16 protein-coding genes are annotated in these 23222 nt (G+C 45.2%); 7 read left to right on the forward strand and 9 right to left on the reverse strand.

From position 1 onward, the window contains the following. Window positions 1-64: 64 nt before the first annotated feature. The 4 genes from ACZIX4_RS03475 (at window position 65) to ACZIX4_RS03490 (ending at window position 4627) form a co-directional block, all read left to right on the forward strand. A complete protein-coding gene (locus ACZIX4_RS03475) occupies window positions 65-595 on the forward strand; it encodes an NADPH-dependent FMN reductase (protein ID WP_463334219.1) in 531 nt (176 codons plus the stop codon). Continuing rightward, window positions 588-1271, forward strand: coding sequence for a TIGR02117 family protein (locus ACZIX4_RS03480; protein WP_463334220.1), 684 nt, complete (start codon window positions 588-590; stop codon window positions 1269-1271). The genes ACZIX4_RS03475 and ACZIX4_RS03480 overlap by 8 nt, the downstream gene beginning before the upstream one ends. Before the next feature lie 441 nt (window positions 1272-1712). Further along, window positions 1713-2672 (forward strand): transglutaminase domain-containing protein, encoded by a 960-nt coding sequence (locus ACZIX4_RS03485; protein WP_463334221.1) that lies wholly within the window; start codon window positions 1713-1715, stop codon window positions 2670-2672. 104 nt (window positions 2673-2776) lie between these two features. Then, window positions 2777-4627 (forward strand): DNA topoisomerase IV subunit B, encoded by a 1851-nt coding sequence (locus ACZIX4_RS03490; RefSeq protein WP_463334222.1) that lies wholly within the window; start codon window positions 2777-2779, stop codon window positions 4625-4627. A 78-nt stretch (window positions 4628-4705) separates the two neighbouring features. Here ACZIX4_RS03490 and ACZIX4_RS03495 read toward each other — a convergent pair whose 3' ends face one another. The 9 genes from ACZIX4_RS03495 to ACZIX4_RS03535 form a co-directional block, all read right to left on the reverse strand. Then, the gene (locus ACZIX4_RS03495) at window positions 4706-5521 is read right to left on the reverse strand and encodes an alpha/beta hydrolase (protein ID WP_463334223.1); all 816 of its coding nucleotides are present in this window, start codon (window positions 5519-5521) and stop codon (window positions 4706-4708) included. 38 nt (window positions 5522-5559) lie between these two features. Further along, window positions 5560-7743, reverse strand: coding sequence for a bifunctional alpha,alpha-trehalose-phosphate synthase (UDP-forming)/trehalose-phosphatase (locus ACZIX4_RS03500; RefSeq protein ID WP_463334224.1), 2184 nt, complete (start codon window positions 7741-7743; stop codon window positions 5560-5562). A gap of 341 nt (window positions 7744-8084) precedes the next feature. Further along, the gene (locus tag ACZIX4_RS03505) at window positions 8085-8615 is read right to left on the reverse strand and encodes a DUF4269 domain-containing protein (RefSeq protein ID WP_463334225.1); all 531 of its coding nucleotides are present in this window, start codon (window positions 8613-8615) and stop codon (window positions 8085-8087) included. A 3-nt stretch (window positions 8616-8618) separates the two neighbouring features. Further along, a complete protein-coding gene (locus ACZIX4_RS03510; protein WP_463334226.1) occupies window positions 8619-9893 on the reverse strand; it encodes an acetyl-CoA C-acetyltransferase in 1275 nt (424 codons plus the stop codon). A gap of 121 nt (window positions 9894-10014) precedes the next feature. Further along, window positions 10015-16221, reverse strand: a complete 6207-nt coding sequence (locus ACZIX4_RS03515) for a choice-of-anchor J domain-containing protein (RefSeq protein ID WP_463334227.1) — start codon at window positions 16219-16221, stop codon at window positions 10015-10017. Window positions 16222-16435: 214 nt separating this feature from the next. After that, on the reverse strand, window positions 16436-17554 hold the full coding sequence (dnaN, locus tag ACZIX4_RS03520) for a DNA polymerase III subunit beta (RefSeq protein WP_463334228.1): 1119 nt from the start codon (window positions 17552-17554) through the stop codon (window positions 16436-16438). Window positions 17555-17654: 100 nt separating this feature from the next. Continuing rightward, window positions 17655-19463, reverse strand: coding sequence for a gliding motility-associated ABC transporter substrate-binding protein GldG (gldG, locus tag ACZIX4_RS03525; protein WP_463334229.1), 1809 nt, complete (start codon window positions 19461-19463; stop codon window positions 17655-17657). Beyond that, window positions 19463-20188, reverse strand: coding sequence for a gliding motility-associated ABC transporter permease subunit GldF (gldF, locus tag ACZIX4_RS03530; RefSeq protein WP_463334230.1), 726 nt, complete (start codon window positions 20186-20188; stop codon window positions 19463-19465). The genes gldG and gldF overlap by 1 nt, the downstream gene beginning before the upstream one ends. Before the next feature lie 271 nt (window positions 20189-20459). Next, window positions 20460-21293: an SAM hydrolase/SAM-dependent halogenase family protein gene (locus ACZIX4_RS03535; protein WP_463334231.1), complete on the reverse strand. Its 834-nt coding sequence runs from the start codon at window positions 21291-21293 to the stop codon at window positions 20460-20462. A gap of 101 nt (window positions 21294-21394) precedes the next feature. Between ACZIX4_RS03535 and ACZIX4_RS03540 the strand changes: the two genes are divergently transcribed. The 3 genes from ACZIX4_RS03540 to ACZIX4_RS03550 all read left to right on the forward strand — a co-directional run bounded on the left by ACZIX4_RS03540 (window position 21395) and on the right by ACZIX4_RS03550 (window position 23217). Beyond that, entirely contained in the window at window positions 21395-22342 is a 948-nt protein-coding gene (locus tag ACZIX4_RS03540) for a PhoH family protein (protein ID WP_463334232.1), read from the forward strand. A gap of 103 nt (window positions 22343-22445) precedes the next feature. Further along, window positions 22446-22778 (forward strand): hypothetical protein, encoded by a 333-nt coding sequence (locus ACZIX4_RS03545; protein WP_463334233.1) that lies wholly within the window; start codon window positions 22446-22448, stop codon window positions 22776-22778. A gap of 4 nt (window positions 22779-22782) precedes the next feature. Continuing rightward, window positions 22783-23217: a hypothetical protein gene (locus tag ACZIX4_RS03550; protein WP_463334234.1), complete on the forward strand. Its 435-nt coding sequence runs from the start codon at window positions 22783-22785 to the stop codon at window positions 23215-23217. Window positions 23218-23222 lie beyond the last annotated feature (5 nt).

A 23222-nucleotide genomic window follows, 5' to 3' on the forward strand; every position in this document is an offset into this window, starting at 1 on the left:
AATTGTAATGTTGGAAATATTTTAATGTTCCTTATCTTTAGTCAGAATATAAAAACGTTCTAAAATGAAATTACTTGCCTTTGCCGGAAGCAGCAGCAGTACCTCCATCAACAAAAAACTGGCTACGTATGCCGCATCTTTATTTACTAATGTAGAAGTTGAGATAATCGACCTTAATGATTATGAATTGCCGCTTTTTAGCGTAGACAAGGAAAAACTTATTGGGCAGCCGCCCGCAGCCAAAGCTTTTTACGAAAAAATAGAACAGGCCGATATACTGGTACTCTCTGTAGCCGAACACAATGCCGGGCTTACGTCGGCGTTTAAGAACATATACGACTGGGCTTCGCGCCAAAAAAAGCTGGTGTTTGATAACAAACCCATGCTGCTTATGTCTACATCGCCGGGCAAGCATGGTGGTAAAAACGCCCTTGAAGCCGCACAGATAAGCCTCAGGTGGTACGGAGGTAATATTAAGGCTACTTTTTCGCTACCGTCTTTCCATGAAAATTTTGATACAGAAGCGGGTAAAATATCCAATAAAGAACACGATGATGCGTTAAGGGATATTATAAACCATTTCAACCATGAATAAAAAAATCAGGAGGTTCCTTCGCTTTACCTTACGTTTTGCTTTAGGTATAATAGCCTTTGTAGTACTGTACCTGCTTTCGGTATTTATATTGTACCGCATCCCTGTAAACCGCCACCCCGCAGAGGGCGGCGATATTGCTATTTACATCCGTACTAACGGTGTGCATACCGATATTGTAGTACCCATAAAAAACGAAATTAAGGACTGGACAACCGACCTGAAATTTGCCCATACAAAGGCTAATGATACACTGGCGAAATACGCTGCATTTGGGTGGGGCGATAAGGGCTTTTACCTGTATACGCCAGAGTGGAGCGACCTAAAAACCAGCACAGCTTTTAAGGCTGCTTTTTACCTGAGTACATCGGCCATGCATACTACGTTTTACCGCACCATGAAGGAAGATGCCGAGTGTAAAAAGATAATGGTAACCAAAGAGGACTATGCTGATTTGGTACAGTATATAAATGAAAGCTTCCAGCCCGGTGCCGATAATAACCTGCAATGGATACAAGGCCACAGCTATGGGCGCAACGATGCTTTTTATGAAGCAACCGGCCGCTACAGCCTGTTCTATACCTGTAACACCTGGGCAAACGGCGCCCTGAAAGCCGCCCACCAGCGCGCCGCGTTATGGACACCGTATGATAAGGGGATTTTTTATCATTATGAGTAATATGAAAATAAGTGAATGGTATACTTTCAAGTGGTTATGGAAATATCCATTGTTTAATTGTTTTGTACCCATTCTATACATGCTGTTTCATTATTTATTACTGGTTAAGGTGTTAGAAATTTTCAGGTTTATACCCGGATGGCATGATGTCTATGGGTATGGCACTTTTATAAGCTGGCATACTCTTTTATTTTTTATAATGATTTTTCCATTTATAAATGATTACTATCTGCGTGATAAATTTAGAAGGAATAAAAAGAAGTTTGATAAATATGTAAGATGGGTAGCTTTCCTGCCGTTAATCTATTTTGTAATGCTTTTTATTTAGACTTTAGTGTAACTATTTTGAAGTTTAAAAGGTATTTCTATGAGTAAGTGACTTAGCTACTTAGCAGCTTTAACAAACTTTGGCAAAGTATTTGGTTTTCTATGTGTATGAAGATGAGGACTAAACTTTACGCTGTTATTGTTTTGGGTATGCTTGCCCTGGGTGTATATGCACAGGATTTTACGCAGGTAGACAATACAGTAAAAACATACCCCACAACCTACAACAGCCTGGACAGGCTGGCATCGCGTATTGATACCGATTTTAAGCGCGAGGATGAAAAGGTACGCGCCATATTTACGTGGATAGCGCTTAACATTAAGTACGATACATCGCCGGGAGCGCTTGGGCGTGCGCCTATAAAGTATTCTTACAGCACTGAGGCTGAACGGCAGGCCATTATTGCCAAGATAGAGCTTGACTTAGCAGAGGAAACCCTGAAAAAGAAAACCGGCGTATGCCACGGTTATGCGATGTTATTTAAGCTGTTGGCTGAAAAAATGGGCATACAGACCGAGGTAATACACGGTACGGCCAAAATATTACCTAAAGATATTGGCAAAGGCCCTGTAAACAGTAACCATGCCTGGAATGCTGTTAAAATAAACGGCCAGTGGAAACTCATTGATGTTACATGGGGTTCGGGGGGGATTATGGGCACCTCGCATAAGTTCGGGTTTTTGTTTGACGATAATTACTTCTTCACCGAACCCGATGTGTTTTTCCGCAACCACTTTCCCGATGATAAAAAATGGCTGTTCACTACCAAAAACGAACGCGATTTTGCCGAACAGCCCTTGTATTACGATTTAAGCTACGACCTTATTTCGCCTGATTTCGGTATACTGAAAACAAGCGGAGGGGTAGGACAGGTACCTTTTAAGATAAGGGGTATAAAGCCGACCGATGAGGTGGCGTATCAGTTTACTTCGGGCAAGTTCTCTAAAAAGGTCACGCCTAAAATTACCGACGGTATTGCCGAATTTGATGTTCAGGTAGAACCGTCATCGCGTGGCACACTTACCATTTTTGTAAATAAAATGTCGGTAGCGGCTTATACGGTACAGCGTTAGAAAATAATAGCCGGATGCGAATGAAATCTTAAAGTTTTCGGGCGTCCGGCTTTCATTTTTTGTGCAGATAATTTATATTAGCACAAAATACGCAGATTACCCCTATGTCAGAACAAAATCAGTACACGGAAGACAATATACGATCACTCGACTGGAAAGAACACATCCGCATGCGCCCCGGTATGTACATCGGGAAACTGGGCGATGGTTCTTCACCCGACGATGGTATATACATCCTTGTAAAAGAGGTGATTGACAACTCCATAGACGAATTTGTAATGGGTACAGGTAAAACCATTGAGGTTACTGTGCGCGATAAAACCGTTACCATACGCGATTATGGCCGTGGCATTCCGTTGGGTAAGGTGGTAGATGTGGTGAGCAAAATGAACACCGGGGGTAAGTACGATTCTAAAGCCTTTAAGAAATCAGTGGGACTGAATGGTGTGGGTACCAAGGCGGTGAACGCTCTTTCCAACTTTTTTAGGGTAGAATCGGTTCGTGATAACCAGCTTAAGGCCGCCGAATTTTCGGCAGGGGAGCTTACCAATGAGGAACCTCAGGTAGAAACCACCCGTCGCCGCGGTACCAAGGTGCAATTTGTGGCTGACGATATCATTTTTAAAAACTATAAGTACCGTAACGAGTATATTGTAAAAATGCTGAAGAATTATTGTTACCTGAACACCGGGCTAACAATAATGTACAACGGCGAAAAACTGTACAGCGACAACGGCCTTAAAGACCTCCTGGCTGAAAACATACAGGAGGAAGACCGTATTTACGATATTATCCACCTTAAGGAGGATGATATTGAAATTGCCATGACGCACAGTAAAACCCAGTATAGTGAGGAATATTATTCGTTTGTAAACGGGCAGAATACTACCCAGGGCGGTACCCACCTTGGTGCCTTCCGCGAGGCTATTGTGCGTACCATAAAGGAGTTTTACAACAAAAACTTCGAAGCGTCAGACATCCGTAAGTCTATTGTGAGCGCCATAAGCGTTAAGGTAGAGGAGCCGGTATTTGAATCGCAGACCAAAACCAAACTGGGTTCTACCGAAATGGGACCCAACTCGCCAAGTGTGCGTACGTTTGTAAACGACTTCATTAAAAATAAGCTTGATAACTTTTTGCACCGTAACCCCGAAGTGGCCGATGCACTTCTGAAGAAAATACTACAGGCCGAACGCGAGCGTAAGGAACTAAGCGGTATCCGTAAGCTGGCACGCGACAGGGCCAAAAAAGCCAGCCTGCACAACAAGAAGCTGCGCGACTGCCGTGTACACCTTACCGATGCCAAGAACCCGCGCAGCCTGGAAAGCACGCTGTTTATTACCGAGGGTGACTCGGCTTCAGGGTCTATTACAAAATCGCGCGATGTGAATACCCAGGCGGTATTCAGCCTTCGTGGTAAGCCGCTGAACTCGTATGGCATGAGCAAAAAGATTGTGTATGAAAATGAGGAGTTCAACCTGCTCCAGGCGGCACTGGATATAGAGGAGGAAATGGAAAACCTGCGCTATAATAATATTGTTATAGCCACAGATGCCGACGTAGACGGTATGCACATACGCCTGCTGCTCATAACGTTTTTCCTGCAATTTTTCCCTGAGCTTATCAAGGAAAACCATTTGTACATACTGCAAACGCCGCTGTTCCGTGTTCGTAATAAAAAGGAAACCATTTACTGCTACAGCGATGAAGAGCGTCGTAACGCCATAGAAAAGCTTAAAGGCAAGCCCGAAATCACCCGATTTAAAGGTTTGGGAGAAATATCGCCGGATGAGTTTAAGCACTTCATCGGCCAGGACATAAGGCTCGACCCTGTACTAATGGACAATGCTACATCCATACAAAACCTGCTGGAGTTCTATATGGGCAAGAACACGCCCGACAGGCAGGATTTTATCATCAACAACCTTAAGGTAGAAATCGACGTAGCGGAATAGTATACAGTTTTCAGTCGCAGTCTCAGTAGGCAGTTTGTAACTGTACATTAAACTGAAAACTGCGACTGAAAACTGAAATTATTTCTTTTCCAGTACCCTTTGTAATTCGTTTAAAAGCAACTGATAAGCCGGGTCTGCCATGTTATGGCCGTAGCCGTCCAGTTCGTAGTGCTTGGTCTGGGTATGGCCGTTTAGTTTCATCATGCGGGCCATATAAGCATTTTCGTCATAGCGGCCTAATAGTTCCAACTCACGGTCGCCGGTAATCAGTAACAGCGGAGGTGCATCACCCCTTACATAATACAGTGGTGCCCACTCATCAATCACAGGTTGCTTTTCGGGTATGCCCATTTCCTTACGGGCGGTAAAATGCGTAATGCACTGCGGGCTGAAGGGGATTAACCCTGCAATTTTATTGGCATCAATGTTATATTTGGCAAGCCATTTCTTGTCAAGCCCCACCATTAAATCCAAATAACCACCCGCCGAGTGCCCCGACAGGAATATCTTTGAGGTATCACCCCCGTATTTATCTACGTTATTAAATGCCCAGGCTATGGCCGCCGCCGCATCTTCTATACATTGTTTTACCTTTACTTTTGGGCTAAGGCGATATCCCACGCCTATTATGGCGTAGCCCTTATCTTTCAGGGCTTGTGGTATTTCCTTGCTGCCCCCGGTAAGCCCGCCACCGTGAAACCACAGTATGGTAGCAAAGCCCTTTTTATCCTTTGGGTAATAGATGTCCAGCACACAGCGCTCTGCGGCGTATGCATCGCCTTTGTAACCGGCTTCGGGATAGTAGCGGATGTTTGTTTTGGTGTCGTATTCCTGTTTTTGTGCAATGCCCAGGGCACACACAAACAGCAGTGCAACGGTAAAAAGTTTTCTCATGGTTTAGTGATGTTTTGGAGACCTAAAGATAGTACTTTCTATTTTACCGTATGCAGACTGTGCAGCTTTTCCAGTAGTTGCAGCACTGCATCAACCGATGCTACACGGTATCTGGCGGCGGTATTGCCTTTGCCCACTTTTATTGAAAATTCATTGGCACCGGTTAGTTCAGCAAACAGGTCTTCATCGGTGCGGTCGTCACCTATGGCCAGGGCAAAATCATGTGCATTACATAGCACGTTGTTTTTACAGGTAGTACCCTTATGTGCCAGGTAGTGTTTTACCTCAATTACCTTATTGCCGTCTATAATTTGCACAGGTACGTTTTGCAGGTGGTTTTTCAGCAGGGTAAGCAACTCCCGCGAAGTAAGGAAACCGAGTTTTTCCTCGACATTACGGTAATGCCATGCCACTCCAAATTCCTTCTCTTCGATAAAACTTTCGGCATTGCGGTCGGTGTATTCCTCCATAATATCAATCACGCGTTTTTTCCATTCGGGCATACCGATGATTACCGGTTGCCAGTCGTCACGCTTTATCCAACCGCCGTGTTCGGCAATAAGGCCAACGTTGCTATTGCCCAGATGTTCTTCAAGGAACCTGCGGTCGCGCCCACTGACAATCCATACCTCATTTTTAGGGTCAGATGCCAGTGCAGAAAGTAATGCTTTCAGGTTTTCATCAGGTACAGCCAGTTCAGGCCTGCGTTGCAGCTTTACCAGTGTACCGTCAAAGTCCAGCAAGAGCAGGCGCTTTTCGGCAGTTTCATATTTCAATAGCAGCTCTTGCAGGGCTTCACCTTTTAGCGAAATGGTGCTGTTATCTAAACTGTGCATTTCCAGCGTGTCGTTCAGGAATTTATCTGCCCAAAGGAATACATCGTGCTTTTTTATGTAACGCTGCATGCGTTCCATACGCAGTTTTTGTTCTTCCTTATCCATAACCAGTGCCTGGTGGATACGCTCCCCTGTAAGCTCGGTGTCAAACGGGTTTATGGTAATGGCCTGTTGCAACTCTTTGGCTGCCCCGGCCAAAACACTCAGCAACAGTACGCCCTGTAAGTCCTTGCGCGAAGCTACATATTCTTTGGCTACAAGGTTCATACCGTCGCGTACGGGCGATATAAGCGCGACATCAGCACTGGTGTACAGTGCAATAAGCCGGTCAAAATCCACCGCCTGGTATTGGTACACTACAGGGTTCCATTTGTAGTTACCCAATGCCCCGTTAATACGGCCAACATTAAGTTCTATCATACGCTTGCGTTCGCCATACTTGCCTATTTCCTCACGAGATGGGACAATTACAAGCAGGAAAACCACTTTTTCTTTCCATTCGGGGTGGTTTTGCAGAAAGGCTTCAAAGGCGTACAAGCGGTTGTTGATGCCTTTGGTATAATCCAGCCGGTCTACCGAAAAAATGATTTTTTTGTCTTGGTACAGCTTCTGTATTTCTTCGCGTAGCTTCACAACCTCGGGCTTGTCATACGTATTGTGGAATTTATCAAAGTCGATGCTTATAGGGTAGGAGCCTACTTTTGTATGGTGGTGTTCCTGCGAAAACATAAAACCGTTTTGTGGCAGGCCCAATATTTTTTCCACACAGTCTGTAAAATGGATAGCATTTTCCCAGGTATGGAAACCCACTACGTTAGCGCCCAGCATACCCTCCAGCAGGTAACGCTTTACTTTGTTTGGCAAAATGCGGAAGATTTCAAAGTTAGGGAAGGGGATGTGCAGGAAGAAACCAATCCGTGCATCGGGGTGCTGCTCGCGGATGAGCTTTGGCAACCCTAAAAAATGGTAGTCGTGTACCCAGATGATGTCGCCCGGTTCGTAGAGATCGTTTACTTTTTGCGCAATGGCTTCATTGGCCGTTTTATAGGCTTCAAAAGCTTCGGGGTCGTACTCCATAAACGACGGAAAGTAATGAAACAGCGCCCACAACACCGAGTTGCTGAATACATGGTAAAAGTTGCGGTTCAGTTTTTTATCGAGGAATACGGGTTCTATTTCAAAGTTCTTAGGGAAACCGTTACGGTTTGCTTCCCATATATGTTTGTCAAAATCGGCCACACCCACCCAGGTAAGGTCTTTGCTGCTTTTCTCAGAGTAGGAGAGTATGGCAGTGGCCAGCCCGCCTGAAGTTTGTGTTATGGTGGTTTTGCGGTTTTGTTTTTTTATGGAAAGCGGCAGGCGGTACGATATGGTAATGATCTTCATGGTAATACAATTTGCCCGTTTTCAGGGCGATTTCCATAAAGTTACAAAAGCCTTGGGCGAACAGCCTTTATGTATTGTTAGTTAACATTAATTTAAGCTCCTTTTGCCATATCCCGAATATTTAAAGAAAATTATTGCCATATTACAAGCTGTTTTTTAAGCCACCAATTACGCGAATTTTCACTAACTTTTTACTGTCAGGATAAATTAATTGAAAATATACATCCTGCTTCGACATGCTCAGCATGACTGTATATTTTCAATTAATTTTCAGAAGAAGTTAAAGTAATAATAGTCATGCTGAGCGTGTCGAAGCAGGCTATTATTACTTTAACTTCAAATTAATCAGGTACGGCATACTGCAATAATGCTTCATAAGGGTCGCCCTGAAGGTTAAGTAGTTTTGCAAAGGCGGGTTCGGTTTTATAGCCGTTTTGTTTCAGGCGGATGATTTCCTGCCGGAATGCCTCGCCCTGTTGTTGCAATATATGGTATTCGGCAACCAGATGTCGGTAGCCGTATTGCTCTTTTACGGGTACATTTTGCCCGAAAACTTCCACTTCAAAATCACCCGCCAGGAAATTCGCCTTTACGGTTGGTACACCTTTTACCTCGTAATCTTTCAGGACGAAATGGGGGAGTTTGCCAAAAGCTACAGTAAGTGTATTTACAAATTGGGTTTTATCTTCCCAATAGCAAAGAACATCCAGGTCACTATTCTCTATGTTTATCTCCAACGGAATGGTTCCGACCAATATGGGGGTGTAGGGTAACAATACCTCCATGACGTTGTATTGCGTAAGCGTAGTATAAGCTTGCGCCTGCTTAGGATTGCCGGTTTTCAGGTAGCTAATGGTATCGAACAGTTCCAAATCCTATTTTTCAAGTATCATGGTCATTCCCTGTCCGCCCGCTGCACATAACGAAATCAATCCGCGGCCCGAACCTTTCTCGTTCAGTAGTTTTGCGAGTGTGGCGATAACACGTCCCCCGGTAGCGGCAAATGGGTGTCCTGTGGCCAGGCTACTGCCGTTTACATTCAGCTTATTGCGGTCAATGGCGCCCAATGCCGGTACGCCAAACTGCGCCGACAGCTCGTCGCTTTCCCAAATTTTAAGTAGTGCCAAAACCTGTGCGGCAAAGGCTTCGTGTATTTCATAGAAGTCAAAATCCTGAAGGGTAAGCCGTGCTTTTTGCAGCATTTTAGGTGCAGCATATACGGGAGCCAACAGCAGGTTATGCTTTTGTTCAATATATTCTATGGCCGCCATTTCGGCATGGGTGATGTATGCCAAAACGGGCAGGTTGTTTTGCGCAGCCCATTCCTCACTTGCCAGCAACAGGCACGAAGCCCCGTCGGTTAAGGGTGAAGAATTACCTGCTGTAAGCGTTCCGTTCAATTTGTCAAACGCAGGTTTCAGCCGTTCGAGTTTTTCAAGGCTGGTATCGCGGCGCATGTTGTTGTCTTCGGTCAGGCCGAGGTAGGGTGAAATCATATCGCTGTAAAATCCCCTGTCGGTAGCAGCGGCCATTTTCCGGTGGCTGCCCAACGCAAAGGCATCCTGATCTTCTCTTGATATATTGAAGTACTTAGCCGTATATTCCGTATGCCCACCCATAGACAATCCGGTGCCGGGCTCCAGGTTTTGCGGGGCAATGGGAGCAAGGTCGCCCAGCTTTATTTTACCGAAAGCCTTTATTTTTCCCCAGGTGGTTTTTTCACGGCGGGCGGTTAAAAGTAACTTGCGTATGTGTTCGTTCAGCACCAGCGGTACATTACTTGTAGAATCTACCCCACCGGCTATGCCGCAATCTATTTGCCCCAGTGCAATTTTATTGGCTATGTACATTGCTGCCTCAAGCCCGGTATTACAGGCCTGCTGTATGTCGCAGGCAGGTGTCTTCGGGTCGAGTGACGTATGCAGCACACATTCGCGCATCAGGTTTATTTCCCAGCTGTGCTTTATTACCGCACCGCCTGCCACTTCTCCCAGCTGCATGCCTGCCAGGTTGTGTTTGGTGATAAGCCCGTTTAGTGCGGCCACCATCATGTCCTGGTTAGATGCCTGTGCATAGTTAGTAAACTGCCGTGCAAAAGGGATGCGGTTGTAGCCCACTATAGCTACCCTGCGGGGTTGTGCTGCTGACATAAGTAGTTTTGATTTATATACTAAAATTACAAAAAATAATGATTGTTTATGAGTATGGCTTTCGCCCAAAAAGAAAAGGCTCCCGGATGTCCGGGAGCCTTTAAGGTATAGTGGCTAAAATTTAGTTTTGCCTGTTGATGTAAATCCATCCTGTTTTAGTAGCGCCTTCTGTGCGGTCTATCACATAGAAATACGTACCTGTAGGAAGCTCTTCATCGTTATTTGTCTGGCCGTGCCACTCGTTGCTGTAGTTAGCCCTTGTGTACACTTCTTTACCGTAACGGTTAAAGATGCTAAGTTTTTTGGCACCAAAACCTGTAAGGTCGAAGTAGTTGTTAAGGTCATCGCTACCGCCCGGAGATATACCACGCTGTATTTCGCAGGTAATACCGTCTACAGTATAGGCTACCGGTGTGCTACATCCGTCAGAGGTTACTGTAAGTACAATATCCATAGGGAATGAAGGGAACGTAGACAGTGAAGCTATATACTGGCTTACATTCAGCTCTTCTGAATCACCACCAATTGGCGTACCTGAAGCAGTGCTCCATTGGTAGCTTACTAAAGTTGGGTCATACGACGCATCAGTAGGGGTAGCGGTGATGATGAATGAAGGGCCGTTACATGCACCGTCAAGCGTGAAGGAAATTTCGCCGTTAAGGCCGAAGCTTTCAGTATGGGTGTTACCTTCGTTACATGTAGCGGCATCGGCAGCTACAGTGTAGGTTACGGCATATGTACCCGGAGCTACACCTGCAAGTGAAATTTCACCTGTTGTAGGGTTGATGGTTAGGCCACCGCTGATGGTAAATGTACCACCTGCTGCAAAACCTGTAGCAAGTTCCGGTAGTATAGTGCCTGTACCAAAGCAGTATTGCTCTTCGTATGTAAAGCCAACTTCAGGGGCAAATGCTTGTGTAATGGTTATCTGGGCAGTGTTAGAACCTGCAGCCACACAGCTTGCCACATTTTCGGCAAGGGTGTAGGTTACAGTATATGTACCCGGTGTGCTGTTTGCAATGTTGATTTCACCCGTTGCGGCATCTATAGAAAGTGCAGCATCAGCAGTAAATATACCGCCCGTAGCAAAACCACTGAAAAGCGCCGGAAGCTGGTTACCTGCTGTAGAGCATACGCTGGTGTACTGGAAGCCTGTTACCGGAGTAGAAGGCGCAGTGATTACTACTGTAATAGGATATGTACCACCTGCTGAACAAGTAGTATCATCTTGTGGGTAGGTGTATAGTATATCATATTGTCCAGGGGTGCTGTTTGCAAGGTCAATAACGCCTGTTGTAGCGTTTATTGATAGTTGTCCTGTACTATTAGCATCAGCATAAGTAGCACCTGGAATAGCAGGGTCTACACTTGGAGCAACAGTAGCTTCTAATCCACATACGGTTGGATAACTGATATTTATATACGGAGCTACAAGCTCAGTAATAATAATAGTAACAGTGTCGCTGGTTGCAGCAGCCATACAGTTAGCAGCATCTTCTGGGACACTGTAGGTTACAGTATATTCACCAAAGCTACTTAGTGCCATATCAATTTCACCTGTTGTAGGGTCTACCACAAGGTTTGCAGGGTCAGACGATGTAAATGTACCACCGGTAGCAAAACCTGCAGCCGTAGTATCCGGAAGCTGGTTTGGAGCTGACTCACATACATCAGTATACGTAAATGTGGTAACCGGAGTAGCAAGCGGTGTAATGGTGATGCTTACAGTTGTAGAACCGGCAGCAACACATGTTGTTACGTCTGCGGTAACGCTGTAAGTAACATCATAAGTACCGGCAGTACTTTGCGTAAGGTCTATTTCACCTGTAGTGGCATCTATAACAAGATCTGTAGGGTTAGACGATTCAAAAGTACCTGTTGTAACTGCAGCAGGATCAAGTACAGCAACCGGGTTTGTACCTGATATACATACCGAAGCCGGTAGTGTAAAGGTAGTAACCTGTGCTGTTGGTGCTGTAACTACTACGTTAAGCGGAGCCCTTGGGCCTTCACAACCGGCAGGTGTTACCTGGCTTACATAGTAAGTGGTAGTACCTGCAACTGAAGTATCAGGAGTAGGGGCAGTAGTGCTGGCAGTACCACCAGTTGGGGTAGTATACCAGTTAAATGTATTGCCTGTAGCACCTGTAGCGGTAAGCTCGGCAGCGGTGGCAGTTTCACAATACGTAACATCAACAGTTGTTGGCGCTACCGGGGTTTCGTTTACTGTAACAGTAATCGGAAGCCTTGGGCTTTCACATGCGCCTGCAGTTGATGACTGGCTTACATAGTAAATAACAGTACCTACTACCGAAGTATCAGGGGTAGGGGCAGTAGCGCTTGCAGTACCGCCTGTTTCTGCATCATACCAGTTTAGTACATACCCTTCAAGGGCAGTAGCAGTAAGTATTGTAGCGGTATCGCCCTGGCAGTATGTATATGCATCCTGCGCTACCGGCATGTCGATATCCGGAGCCGTGTAAGTAACGGTAAGCAGGTTAGTACAGTAAGCTGTAGTCCAGTCATACAGGTACGTACCCGATACGGTAAAGCCCGAAATAGTAGTACTGTTTCCTGTAGGATCAGCTATTATTGTAGCTGACGGGTTGTCTGCGTGTGCTGTCCATGTACCGCCACCTGTAGCCACAACATCTACATAGTTGAAGATATCAGTAGTAGCAGGGTCACAGTCTGCCACAGCAGGGTTTGTAGATGTAATAGCGTTGTTAGCTGTAAAGGTAATTGCATCAAGGAAGTTACCTACACTGGTATTACCTGTAGAGGTAGATACCGCCTGGAAGAAGAAACGTGTTGTTGTTTGTCCGGCAGGTACAGTGTATGTAAGGGTACCGTCGTCACCATAGTATGCCCATGCAGTACCGTTACCACCATTGGCAGCACTTGCACCTGAAATACCCGGGTAGCCCGATGGTACACCATTAGCAGATGTACTGAAGTTACTACCCACCTGTGTGTACGATCCTATTACATCGGCCATTGTTTGGCCCGGAGCCGGTACAGGACCTGCCATAAGTCGCATTACGTCGATAACGTTACCTGATTGTGCATAGGTAGCGCTGGCGTAGTTAGTATTCCTTGCCCTGTGTGCAAATTTTGCAACGAAAACAGTACCTTCAGCCGCAGTATAATCCTGGTATACACCCATGGTAGTACCCTGGTTAGCATTGGCATTTAGCTCTATGAACTGGTCGCTGTCTGCAGGTGCAGCAGCCGGCCAGGTAACAAAAAGGTCGGTACCGGTATTGGTATGGTAAGCAGGCTGATGCTCGTAGTTTGGTTCTATCCAATACTCCATTGTGTGGTCATTCGCACCTGTTTTCCATCCCGGAACAACATAATCAAGATAGAAGCTTGGGCCCTGTCCTGAATTGGTGTGTGCCATATCCGGAAGCTCGAAGCTTGGGTTTATGGTTGTAATCTCACAGTCACTTGTCGTTGCCGATGACGGTGTGGTTATACAAACGTTGAAAGCCGTAGTAAGGCTTACTGTTGTAGTTGTAGGGTTTAGTGTTAACCTTACATAGTAGGTAGTACCCGGTGTAAGGCCTACCATGTTAACAGCATTGTTAGCACTACAGAATAGTTCGCCTCCATCTGCAGGTGTACCCTGGTACACGCTTATTACTACTTGTTGTGCGGTTCCGGTAAATCCTGAAAGGGTTAGGGTTTGTAAGCTGCTTGTAGCAGTAAACTGGTACCAAACATCGGGACCGTTAGTGGTATATGGGCTACATGTAGGCAGCAATAGCGCAGAGGCTGTAGCGCCTGTAAATGCAGCTGCTGTAGTTACAGTACAATCTGTACCGCTGTTTACAGTAAGTGCTACAGCGCCATCAAAGGTATCGTTTATAATTGCAGTAGTAAATGAGAATGGACCAGACCATATACTCATATCGCTGCCGCTACATACTGCCCTTACATAATATTGGTATGTAGTGGCAGGGTTTAGCGGGCTATAGGTATAGCCGGTGCTGGTAGTTACCGTAGTACCTGTTGTGGTAGCTGTAGGTGCAGCAGAGCCGGTAGGCACTACATATATTTGCCATGAAGTTTCTGTACCTTGTGGTGTCCAGCTTAGTGTAGCCGAAGTACTGGTTGCAGTAGCCGCAAGGTTTATAGGCTTAGGGCAGGTAACTATGTTGATGTTGATGTTGTCTACAGCAGCAGGTGGCTGTGTACCTATACTGCCGTCATTCCTCCACTCAAATACCAGCCTGCGTACCTGGCCATCGTAGTCTGATACGTTTATGGTATTAAGGTACGTAGTCCAGTTACCGTTTACGTTAAAGTTACCGCCTACCTGTATACCACCGCTGTTTCCGGTAGTCATAAGCGTACCTGCAACCGGGGTATAGGTTACCGGAACTAACCATACACGCAGGTAGTCACAGCATGATTCTCCGTATGCTTTCCAGTCAAATGAAAGGTCTATTTCGCTGGTACCGGCAGGTATCATTATATCCCTGTAGGCATGTACCGTAGACTGGGTAGTAATAGAGAAAGCGTTGCTTGTACCGTTGTCGTTAGTTATATAAAGCGATTTTGTACCGCCGTTACTTGTAGCAGTACCCACAACCCATTGGTTAGGCTGTGTACCGTTATCAAACCCGAAGCCGTGCGTACCTTCAAAATTCTGAGTATAGTTTAGTATAGCAGGAATTTGTGTAGTAGTAAAGCTTATCGGGCCTACCCATGTACTTTTGTCTGCGCCACAGTTACTCCTTACCCAAATGTAATAAGTAGTGTTAGGAGTAAGCGAGTTTAGTGCAAACGAAGCCGGTGTTACGTTTGTGGTAGGCGAAGTGCCTGCCACCGGTGCGGTATTGTTTGTAGAAAAATAAATATCGTATGTAGGGGTTACCGATGTAGGGCCTGTCCAGGTAAAGTTAGCCGTACTTTCGGTTACTGTGCCTAATGCAAAGTTAGTAGGCGCCGGGCATGTTATTACAGACAGGTTAATGTTGTCTACAGCTGCCGGTGGTTGTGTACCTGCGCTGCCATCGTTCCTCCATTCAAATATAAGTCTCCTTACAGTGCCTGCATAGGCTGCTGCGTTTATGGTAGTAGTATTGGTAGACCAGTTGCCGTTAAGGCCAAAGTTACCGCCTATTTGTATACCACCGCTGTTAGCCGCAGTAGTTTGTGTACCTGCTACAGGAGTGTAAGATACAGGTACAAGCCATACCCTTAGGTAATCCCAACTGTTTTCACCCTGATTTTTCCAGTCAAATGAAAGTGAAAGCTGGTCTACAGCATCCGGCATTTGTATGTCGCGGTATGCCATTACGGTAGATGTAGTTGTTATAGTATAACTGTTGTTTACACCATTATCGTTAGATACGTATAATGATTGTGTGCCACCGTTGCTTGTAGCAGTACCTATGGCCCATTTATTGGTCTGGCTGCCGTTAACTATTGTCCATCCCAATCCGGCAGTTTCAAAACCTTCAGTATAGTTTAGCGTATCCGGTATTTGCGAAGTGGTAAACGTAAACGGACCTGCCCACGCACTGGTATTGTTTTCGCCACATACTGCCCTTACAAAGTACTGGTATGTAGTAGAAGGTGTAAGTGTAGCCGGTGTAGTGTAGCTGGTGCCGCTTACTGCAACACCGCTTTCACCCGGTGTGCCGCCTTGTGGAAGTACCGCCACCTCAAAATCGGTTGCAGTGCTGGTCCAGCTTAGTGTAGCATATTGGCCCGATGGGTTTGCTGCTAAGTCTGCCGGTGCAAAACACTGTGCCGTAACCTGAACGTCGTCTACCAGCCAGCGGTCGCCGTCATCGCCCATCATTACAAAGGCTATGTAAATCTGCTGTCCGGTATAAGTAGCAGGTATGTCTATTATTTTTTGTTCATATTCCTGCTGAACAGCGTTTAGTGTAAGTTCGGTCCAGGTTTGCAGGTCGGTAAACGGCTGCGTTACGTCTGTACCTATCATCACTTTATAGCTTGTACCCTGGTCGTTGTTTTGGGTAAGCCTTGACCAGAATTTCAGCTGGGCATTAGCAGGTACTGTAAATTGCGGGGTTATCAGCCAGTCTTCACTCTGGGTGCCTGCCAGTACGTTTTCTTTATTAATAAAAGCTGCATGTGTACCCGAGTGGGCCGGCTGGGCTGAAGACCCGTTACCTTGTACCCAGTATTGAACCGGCCCCGATACGTTTTTAATGTACCATCCCGGAGGCCCTGCGCTGCCCTCCGTGCCGGATAATCCCGTCCATGTGCCCTCAAAGTCCTCTAAAGCGAGCTGCGCAAAGCCGCTTACGGACACAAGCAACATGAATAATAATGTAATTTTTCTCATAAGAAAGTCGAAATAAATTTTAGCATCTAAAAGTATCAAAAAAGGCAAAAAGGTTGCGTGCTTTTTGTCGGAAAAATGCAGCGTTTTAACAAAAAAAACAAATTTCCACACAGGGGTTAGATTTTTGTGTTAAAAAGTATGAAATGAGTAGCAATACCATAAAAAAAAGCCTCCGTTTTGTACAGAGGCTTTTTGGATATTTGGAAGTTTTTTCTTAATTATTCAGCATTACAGGCATTACCAGCATTGTTACGGTTTCGCCTTCATCAAGGCCGTCTACCGGGGTAAGGATACCGGCACGGTTTGGCAGCGACATTTCCAGCTGTATTTCGTCGCTTTGCAGGTTGGTAAGCATCTCGGTAAGGAAACGCGAGTTAAAGCCTATCTGCATATCATCGCCCTGGTAATCGCAGGTCAGCCTTTCTTCCGCTTTGTTAGAGTAGTCAATATCCTCGGCAGAAATATTCAGCTCGGTACCGGCTATTTTAAGGCGTATCTGGTGTGTGGTCTTGTTACTGAAAATCGCCACACGGCGCACCGAACTAAAGAACTGGCTGCGGCTTATAAGCAGTTTGTTCGGGTTTTCTTTAGGTATTACCGCTTCGTAGTTAGGGTATTTACCATCTATAAGGCGGCAGGTAAGCACATAGTTGTCAAAAGAAAACGTAGCGTTACTGTCGTTATATTCTATAGTCACCTCTGCATTAGAAGTTGCAAGGATGCCTTTTAGTATGTTTAGGGGTTTTTTTGGCATGATGAAATCTGCCACTTGCGATGCCTTTACATCGGTACGGGCATACTTCACAAGTTTGTGCGCATCAGTAGCTACAAACGTAAGGCCCTGTGGTGAGAACTGGAAGAACACACCCGACATTACCGGGCGAAGGTCATCATTACCGGCGGCAAATATTGTTTTGCTTACCGCTGTAGAAAGTACTTCGGCAGGCACTATGGTAGACGATGGGTCTTCAAGCGAAACGGCTTTCGGGAACTCATCACCGGCGGCATAAGCCAGCGCATACTTACCCGAATTAGAGCTTATTTCTACCGTGTTGTTGTCTTCTACGGTAAAGGTAAGCGGCTGCTCAGGGAATGTTTTCAGGGTTTCAAGCAACAGTTTTGCAGGGACTGCCACGCTGCCCACGCTGTCTGAATCTATTTCCAGTGTAGCGGTCATGGTGGTTTCAAGGTCTGATGCCGAAACCTTTAGCTCAGTGGCATTCAGTTCAAACAAAAAGTTATCTAAAATAGGCAGGGTGTTGTTGCTGTTTATAACACCGCTAAGCACCTGCAGCTGTTTTAGCAAATATGTACTCGATACTATGAATTTCATTCCTGATTAATTTTGGTTTAATTCCCTTTCGGGAATGGATAGCAAATATATCGCAAAGCAATTTAATACTGAAACTTTTTTTTCAACACCCGGTTGTGTGTTACGGCCTGCTGTATTTCCTTTTCCTCAGCCAGGTAAACAGCCCACCAAAGGCTGCAAGTAATGCTAAAGGCAGGCCAATGGTAATAAAACCTGCCGTGCTGTAATTGTCGTATACTTTCTGGGTATTTAGCATTGGCAGCTTCACATCCTTGGTGCGTACGTTAATAAGCCCGTTATCGTCCAGCAGGTAGTTTACACAGTTCAGCATAAAGTCCTTGTTTTCGTAGAACTCCTCGGTCCACTTATCGTAGCCCAGTTCCAGTGGGGCGCCGTTTTGGTCAAACTGGTTTTTGGCTATATCGCCGTCGGCTATCACAATCATTTTGCCGGGTACGCCTACAGTCTTGTAACCGTTTAGTTTAAATGGCAGCAGCCTGTTTTCGTACATCGAACGGAAACTGCCCTCCAGTAATACTGCAACCGGCATAAAACCGCTTTTTTCGTAGTCTTTCGGGGTGGTTTTTTCATTTACCATATCCAGCCTTATGGCAGTAGGTGTGCCCACTTTCTTAGAAAAACGGGATGATGCCAGCAGTATATTCTTTTTAATACCATTTTGCAGCGTATCTATGGGGTTGGCAAACTCAAGTTTTATACCGCCTACGTTTTTTACGATAGGGTTGGTATTCACCGAATCAGGGTAGGCAAATGGCGAGAATTTCCATGGGAATTGCTCGTATTCTGTAGCGCTGCCCTGGGTTCCCGATGCCAGCTTTATAGGTGTAGCCTGCTCATCCTTAATAATATCAGGGTTTATACGGACGCCATACTTAAACAGCATGTCGTTAATGTTCAGGTCGCGCGGCAGGGCAGGTGTCATACCGGTAGGGTTGTACAGGCTGTCCATTTCCACCTGCACGGCATCCAGCATCCATAGGGTTTTACCGCCGTTTAGTATATACTGGTCAAGTACCTCTTTCTCCTCTTCGGTAAACTTTTCGGTAGGCTTGGCTATAATGGCCAGGTCATACTGTTGCAGGTCTTTTAGGGTCTTAACCGGATTTTTGGCAACCGAGTCCAGCGTAAACGGAGCTGTATGGTAGCTTTCTCCCAATGCCCTGATGAAGTTGGCCATATATCGGTCCCTCATTTCACCATTACCCTGTAAAACAACAATTTTCTTTTGCCTTTCACTGGTTACTTTGTTCAGCGCATCGGCAAAGGCATATTCCAGGTGCTGTACAGAGCCTTCTACTTTTTGTGCGGCATTGGCGCCACGTATGTTTTTAAGCAACGGGATTTTTACCGTCTTGCCTTTATAGGTAACAATAGCCCACGGGAAAATCAGCGTTTCGCTTTGTTTGCCTTTGTCATTTACGGTAACCTGTGCAGGCTTCATGCCGCTGCCGTTAAAGGTTTCAAATACAGCTTTATCCAAATCAGTAATACCTGCAATACTGTTTTTAACGTCGGTTTCATCCTTGGCAGAAAGCTTCGGATTGTCCATTTTAAAAACCTTGAAAATCAGTTCACGCTTTGTTTCGGAACTGTTTTCAGATTTATCAAGCGGGTTAAAGAAGTTGAACTTCACATCGGGGTTATACGCCGAAAACTCCTGTAATAACTGGCGTGTTTCGTCTTGCAGGCGTTTAAATTCGCCCGGGAATTCCCCTTCAAGGAATACGTCTATATACAACGGCTCGTGTACCGATTTCACCAGCTTTAATGATGCAGGCGAAAGGGTATAACGGTTATCGGCAGTAAGGTCTAATCGCTTAAAGAAAAATGCACCGGCTATGTTTAGCACTACAAGTACCGCAAGGGTAATAAGCAGCTGTTTCCTGTTTTGTTGTTTAGCTGTTTCCATTACCATTTAAGCGATTTAAGTTTATATACGGTAAGCGACAAAAACAGCACGGCTATGCTGGTAAAGTATACTACATCTCGTGTATCTATAACGCCACGGCTCATGCTTCGGAAGTGGTAGTCCATACCCACTTTTGAAACGATATTGCCAAAACCGCCGAAGAAACCGGAAACGCCTTCAAACCCGAAATAGAATACAAAGCACAGGAATACTGCGCTGATGAATGCTACAATCTGGTTGTCTGAAAGGGTAGAGGTAAAGATGCCTATGGCAGTATAGCCTGCTACAAGGAACAGCAGCCCGAAGTACGAACCCATGGTACTGCCCATATCAATATTACCCTGCGGGTTCCCGAAATCAGACAGTACAGCTACGTAAATAAGCGTAGGCAGCAGTGCCAGTACTATAAGCACAAAAGCCCCGAAGAACTTGCCATTCACAATTTCCCAGGTGCTTAGCGGCTTGGTAAACAGCAGTTCCAGTGTACCCTGCTTTTTTTCGTCGGAAAAGCTGCGCATGGTTACGGCCGGTATCAGGAAAATAAGTATCCACGGCGACAGGGTAAAAAATGGACCCATATCGGCAAAACCGCTGTTCAGTATATTAAAGTCGTTTTCGAATACCCAAAGGAAAAGCCCGTTGAGCAAAAGGAAAATAGCGATAACCAAATACCCTATAGGCGAACCGAAAAAGGCTTTGATTTCACGTAGCAATAATGCTTTCATCTAATTTATTTAGTTTCTTTTGTTTAAAGTTCCAGATTCCCCTCCTTTAAAGGGGTGCCCGCAGGACGGGGTGGTTCTTAAATATTTCCAGATTTATTATTATAACCACCCCGGCTTTCAGCCACCCCTCCAAAGGAGGGGAATTGGGGGACGTCATATTATTTATCCGGAAAATATTGTCTTTCCTTGCCTGCAAACATACAGTTTTATCTTATTCATGGCAAATACATACCGGGTACATTCACCAATCTTTCAATCTTTACATTTTCAATCATTCAAACTTAACGCTAACCACATCCCTATATTTCAGCCCCAGCAATGTTTTTGCCGAACCTACCGTATGCGGGTTGCTCCGGAAGATGGCGATTTCCAAAAAGCCCGCCTCATTAAACACCGCCAGCTTTTCGCCTTCGTAGTCTTTCAATGAAAAACGTTCGTTCAGGTTAAAGTCGGAATACCCGCTTTTTATGCCCCTTATTTCGCCTTTGGTCCCGAAATTGATTTCAAGGTTACGGCCTTTGGCTACTTCCTTAACCAGTTTCCTGCTGATGTTTGTTACACAGTTGCCAAAGTGGTCTATATACACCACATTGCCGCGGATACTGTTTTTATCGGTAGCCACCACAGGATTCATTTCGTGCATCGGCTTCAGTTCGGTAGTAGTTTCACGGCCTATAACACTCAGGGTGCCGCCTTTGGCCAGGTGGCAGGCCACGGTGGCAAATACGTCCATAGCGCTGCTGCCTTCGGGCAGGCGGTCGTGTATGTTTATCTCAACAATCTTTTCGGGTAAAACCGACTGGGTAAGCAGGCTCAGTATGCCGTTATCGGCACATATAAAATAATGGCCGTTCCATTGTATGGCTATGTGGCGGTTTTCGGGGCTCAGTTCGGCATCCACACCTATAAGGTGCACCGTACCTGCAGGGAAACTGCGCCATGCCGCGCTTATTATGTAGCCCGCCTGCGGTATGTTGAAAAGGTCTACATTATGCGATATGTCTATAACCGTGGCGTCGCTGCACCCCGAAATCAGTTTACCCTTTAGCGCGCCCACAAAATGGTCGCACAGGCCGAAATCGGTAGTTAGCGTAATTATTGACATAATTTTGTGTAAAACTTTATAAAACCGCGAATAAAAATTTCACTAAATTTGAATGCAAAGCTACAATAATTAGCCATAAAATTAATCAAAAACATACTTGCTTGAACGAAAGAATTATTGAACTGACTGACATCGCCCCTAAGGATTTCTGGGGCGCTCAGGACGCCCACCTTGAAACCATAAAGAAATATTACCCCAAACTGAAAATAGTGGCAAGGGGCTCTACGCTTAAAGCATTTGGCGAGAAAGAGCTGCTTGATGAGTTTGAGACCCGTTTCAAGCGGTTGATGCTGCATTTTACCCGTTTTAACAGCATCGACGATAATGTAATAGAACGTGTAATAAGCACCGGTGTGCAAACTGAGCACATGAGTACTAATGATAAGATACTGGTGCACGGTTTGGGCGGAAAGCTTATTAAGGCAATGACCCCGAACCAACAGCTGCTTGTAGACCATATGGGCAAAAATGATATGGTGTTTGCCGTGGGGCCTGCCGGTACGGGTAAAACCTATACGGGCGTGGCACTGGCGGTAAAGGCATTGAAAGAAAAGCAGGTGAAACGCATTATCCTTACCCGTCCCGCAGTAGAAGCAGGGGAGAACCTGGGCTTCCTTCCGGGGGATATGAAGGAAAAGCTGGATCCGTACATGCAGCCGCTATATGATGCCCTGCGCGATATGCTGCCACCGCTAACGCTGGAAGACTACCTGCTGAAAGGTATTATACAGATAGCCCCGCTTGCCTTTATGCGTGGGCGTACGCTGGATAACGCTTTTGTAATCCTCGACGAGGCGCAGAACACTACCCACAGCCAGATGAAGATGTTCCTGACGCGTATGGGGAAGAACGCCAAGTTTATGATAACCGGCGACCCCGGCCAGATAGACCTGCCACGCAGTACTACCAGTGGACTTAAAGAAGCGCTATTGGTACTGAAAGACGTGGATGGTATCAGTATCATTTACCTTGACGATAAGGATGTGGTGCGCCACCGTCTTGTGAAAAAGGTTATTGAGGCGTACAAGAGGATTGAACACCAAGGATAAACTTTAGTCGAAAGTTGTAAAGCCAAAAGTCATAAAGCCTTGGTGAGATTAAAATATTTCGGGATTTTAAAACGTTATATGTTTGATAATAAATCATAAACCTATGAGAAAAATACTTTTAGCCACTGCCTTGGTCTTTTCTGCAGCGGCTTTTGCGCAGGATGCTAAAAATGACGGACCGCAATTTGAGTCGAAATCTTTAACGGTTAGCGACGACAAAAAGCAAATGGTGTTTGATACGGATGTTTCATATACAGACGACAAGCTGACTGTAGAACACGCCGACAGTATAGTATTTGATACTGAAAAAAAAGAACTTACTATAACGGGTGGCTGTCAGTATACTTTTTACGGTGCGGTAAATATTTCAAAGAATAACGATAAAAAACAGGTTAAATACAAAATAGGCGACAATACATTGTATGTTGAACATTAGCAAGATGAAACCTGATTTTACAAAACCTTCAGGCCCGCTTTTGGGCCTGTTGTATTTTTTTGTTTTGGCAATATTGCTTTTAATAATGATTGCCTTCATCGCAAAAATTACCGGTAGCATCTCAACATACGGAGTAAATAAGACTGTTGGTTGGGCTTGGGATATACTAAACTGGTTGCCGGTTTTCGCCATAGTTAGTTTGTTGCTTTACATTTTAGGTTATTTAATTTTATTGCTTTGTAAGGCTACAATCAGCAAGAAACTTTCTGTAATAAATCTCAGTCTTGTTCTTTTGTCGTTATTCCTTAGTTTTTTTCTAGGTTATGATTCTATGTATATGCTAAATCTTTTAGTTCCTATATTGTCTGTATTGGTTTTATTTGTCAATATTGGTTTTGCAATAGGTAATAGTAAGGCGGTTAAAAGAAATGCAGCATGATAAAA

Source organism: Flavobacterium niveum, assembly GCF_055231775.1.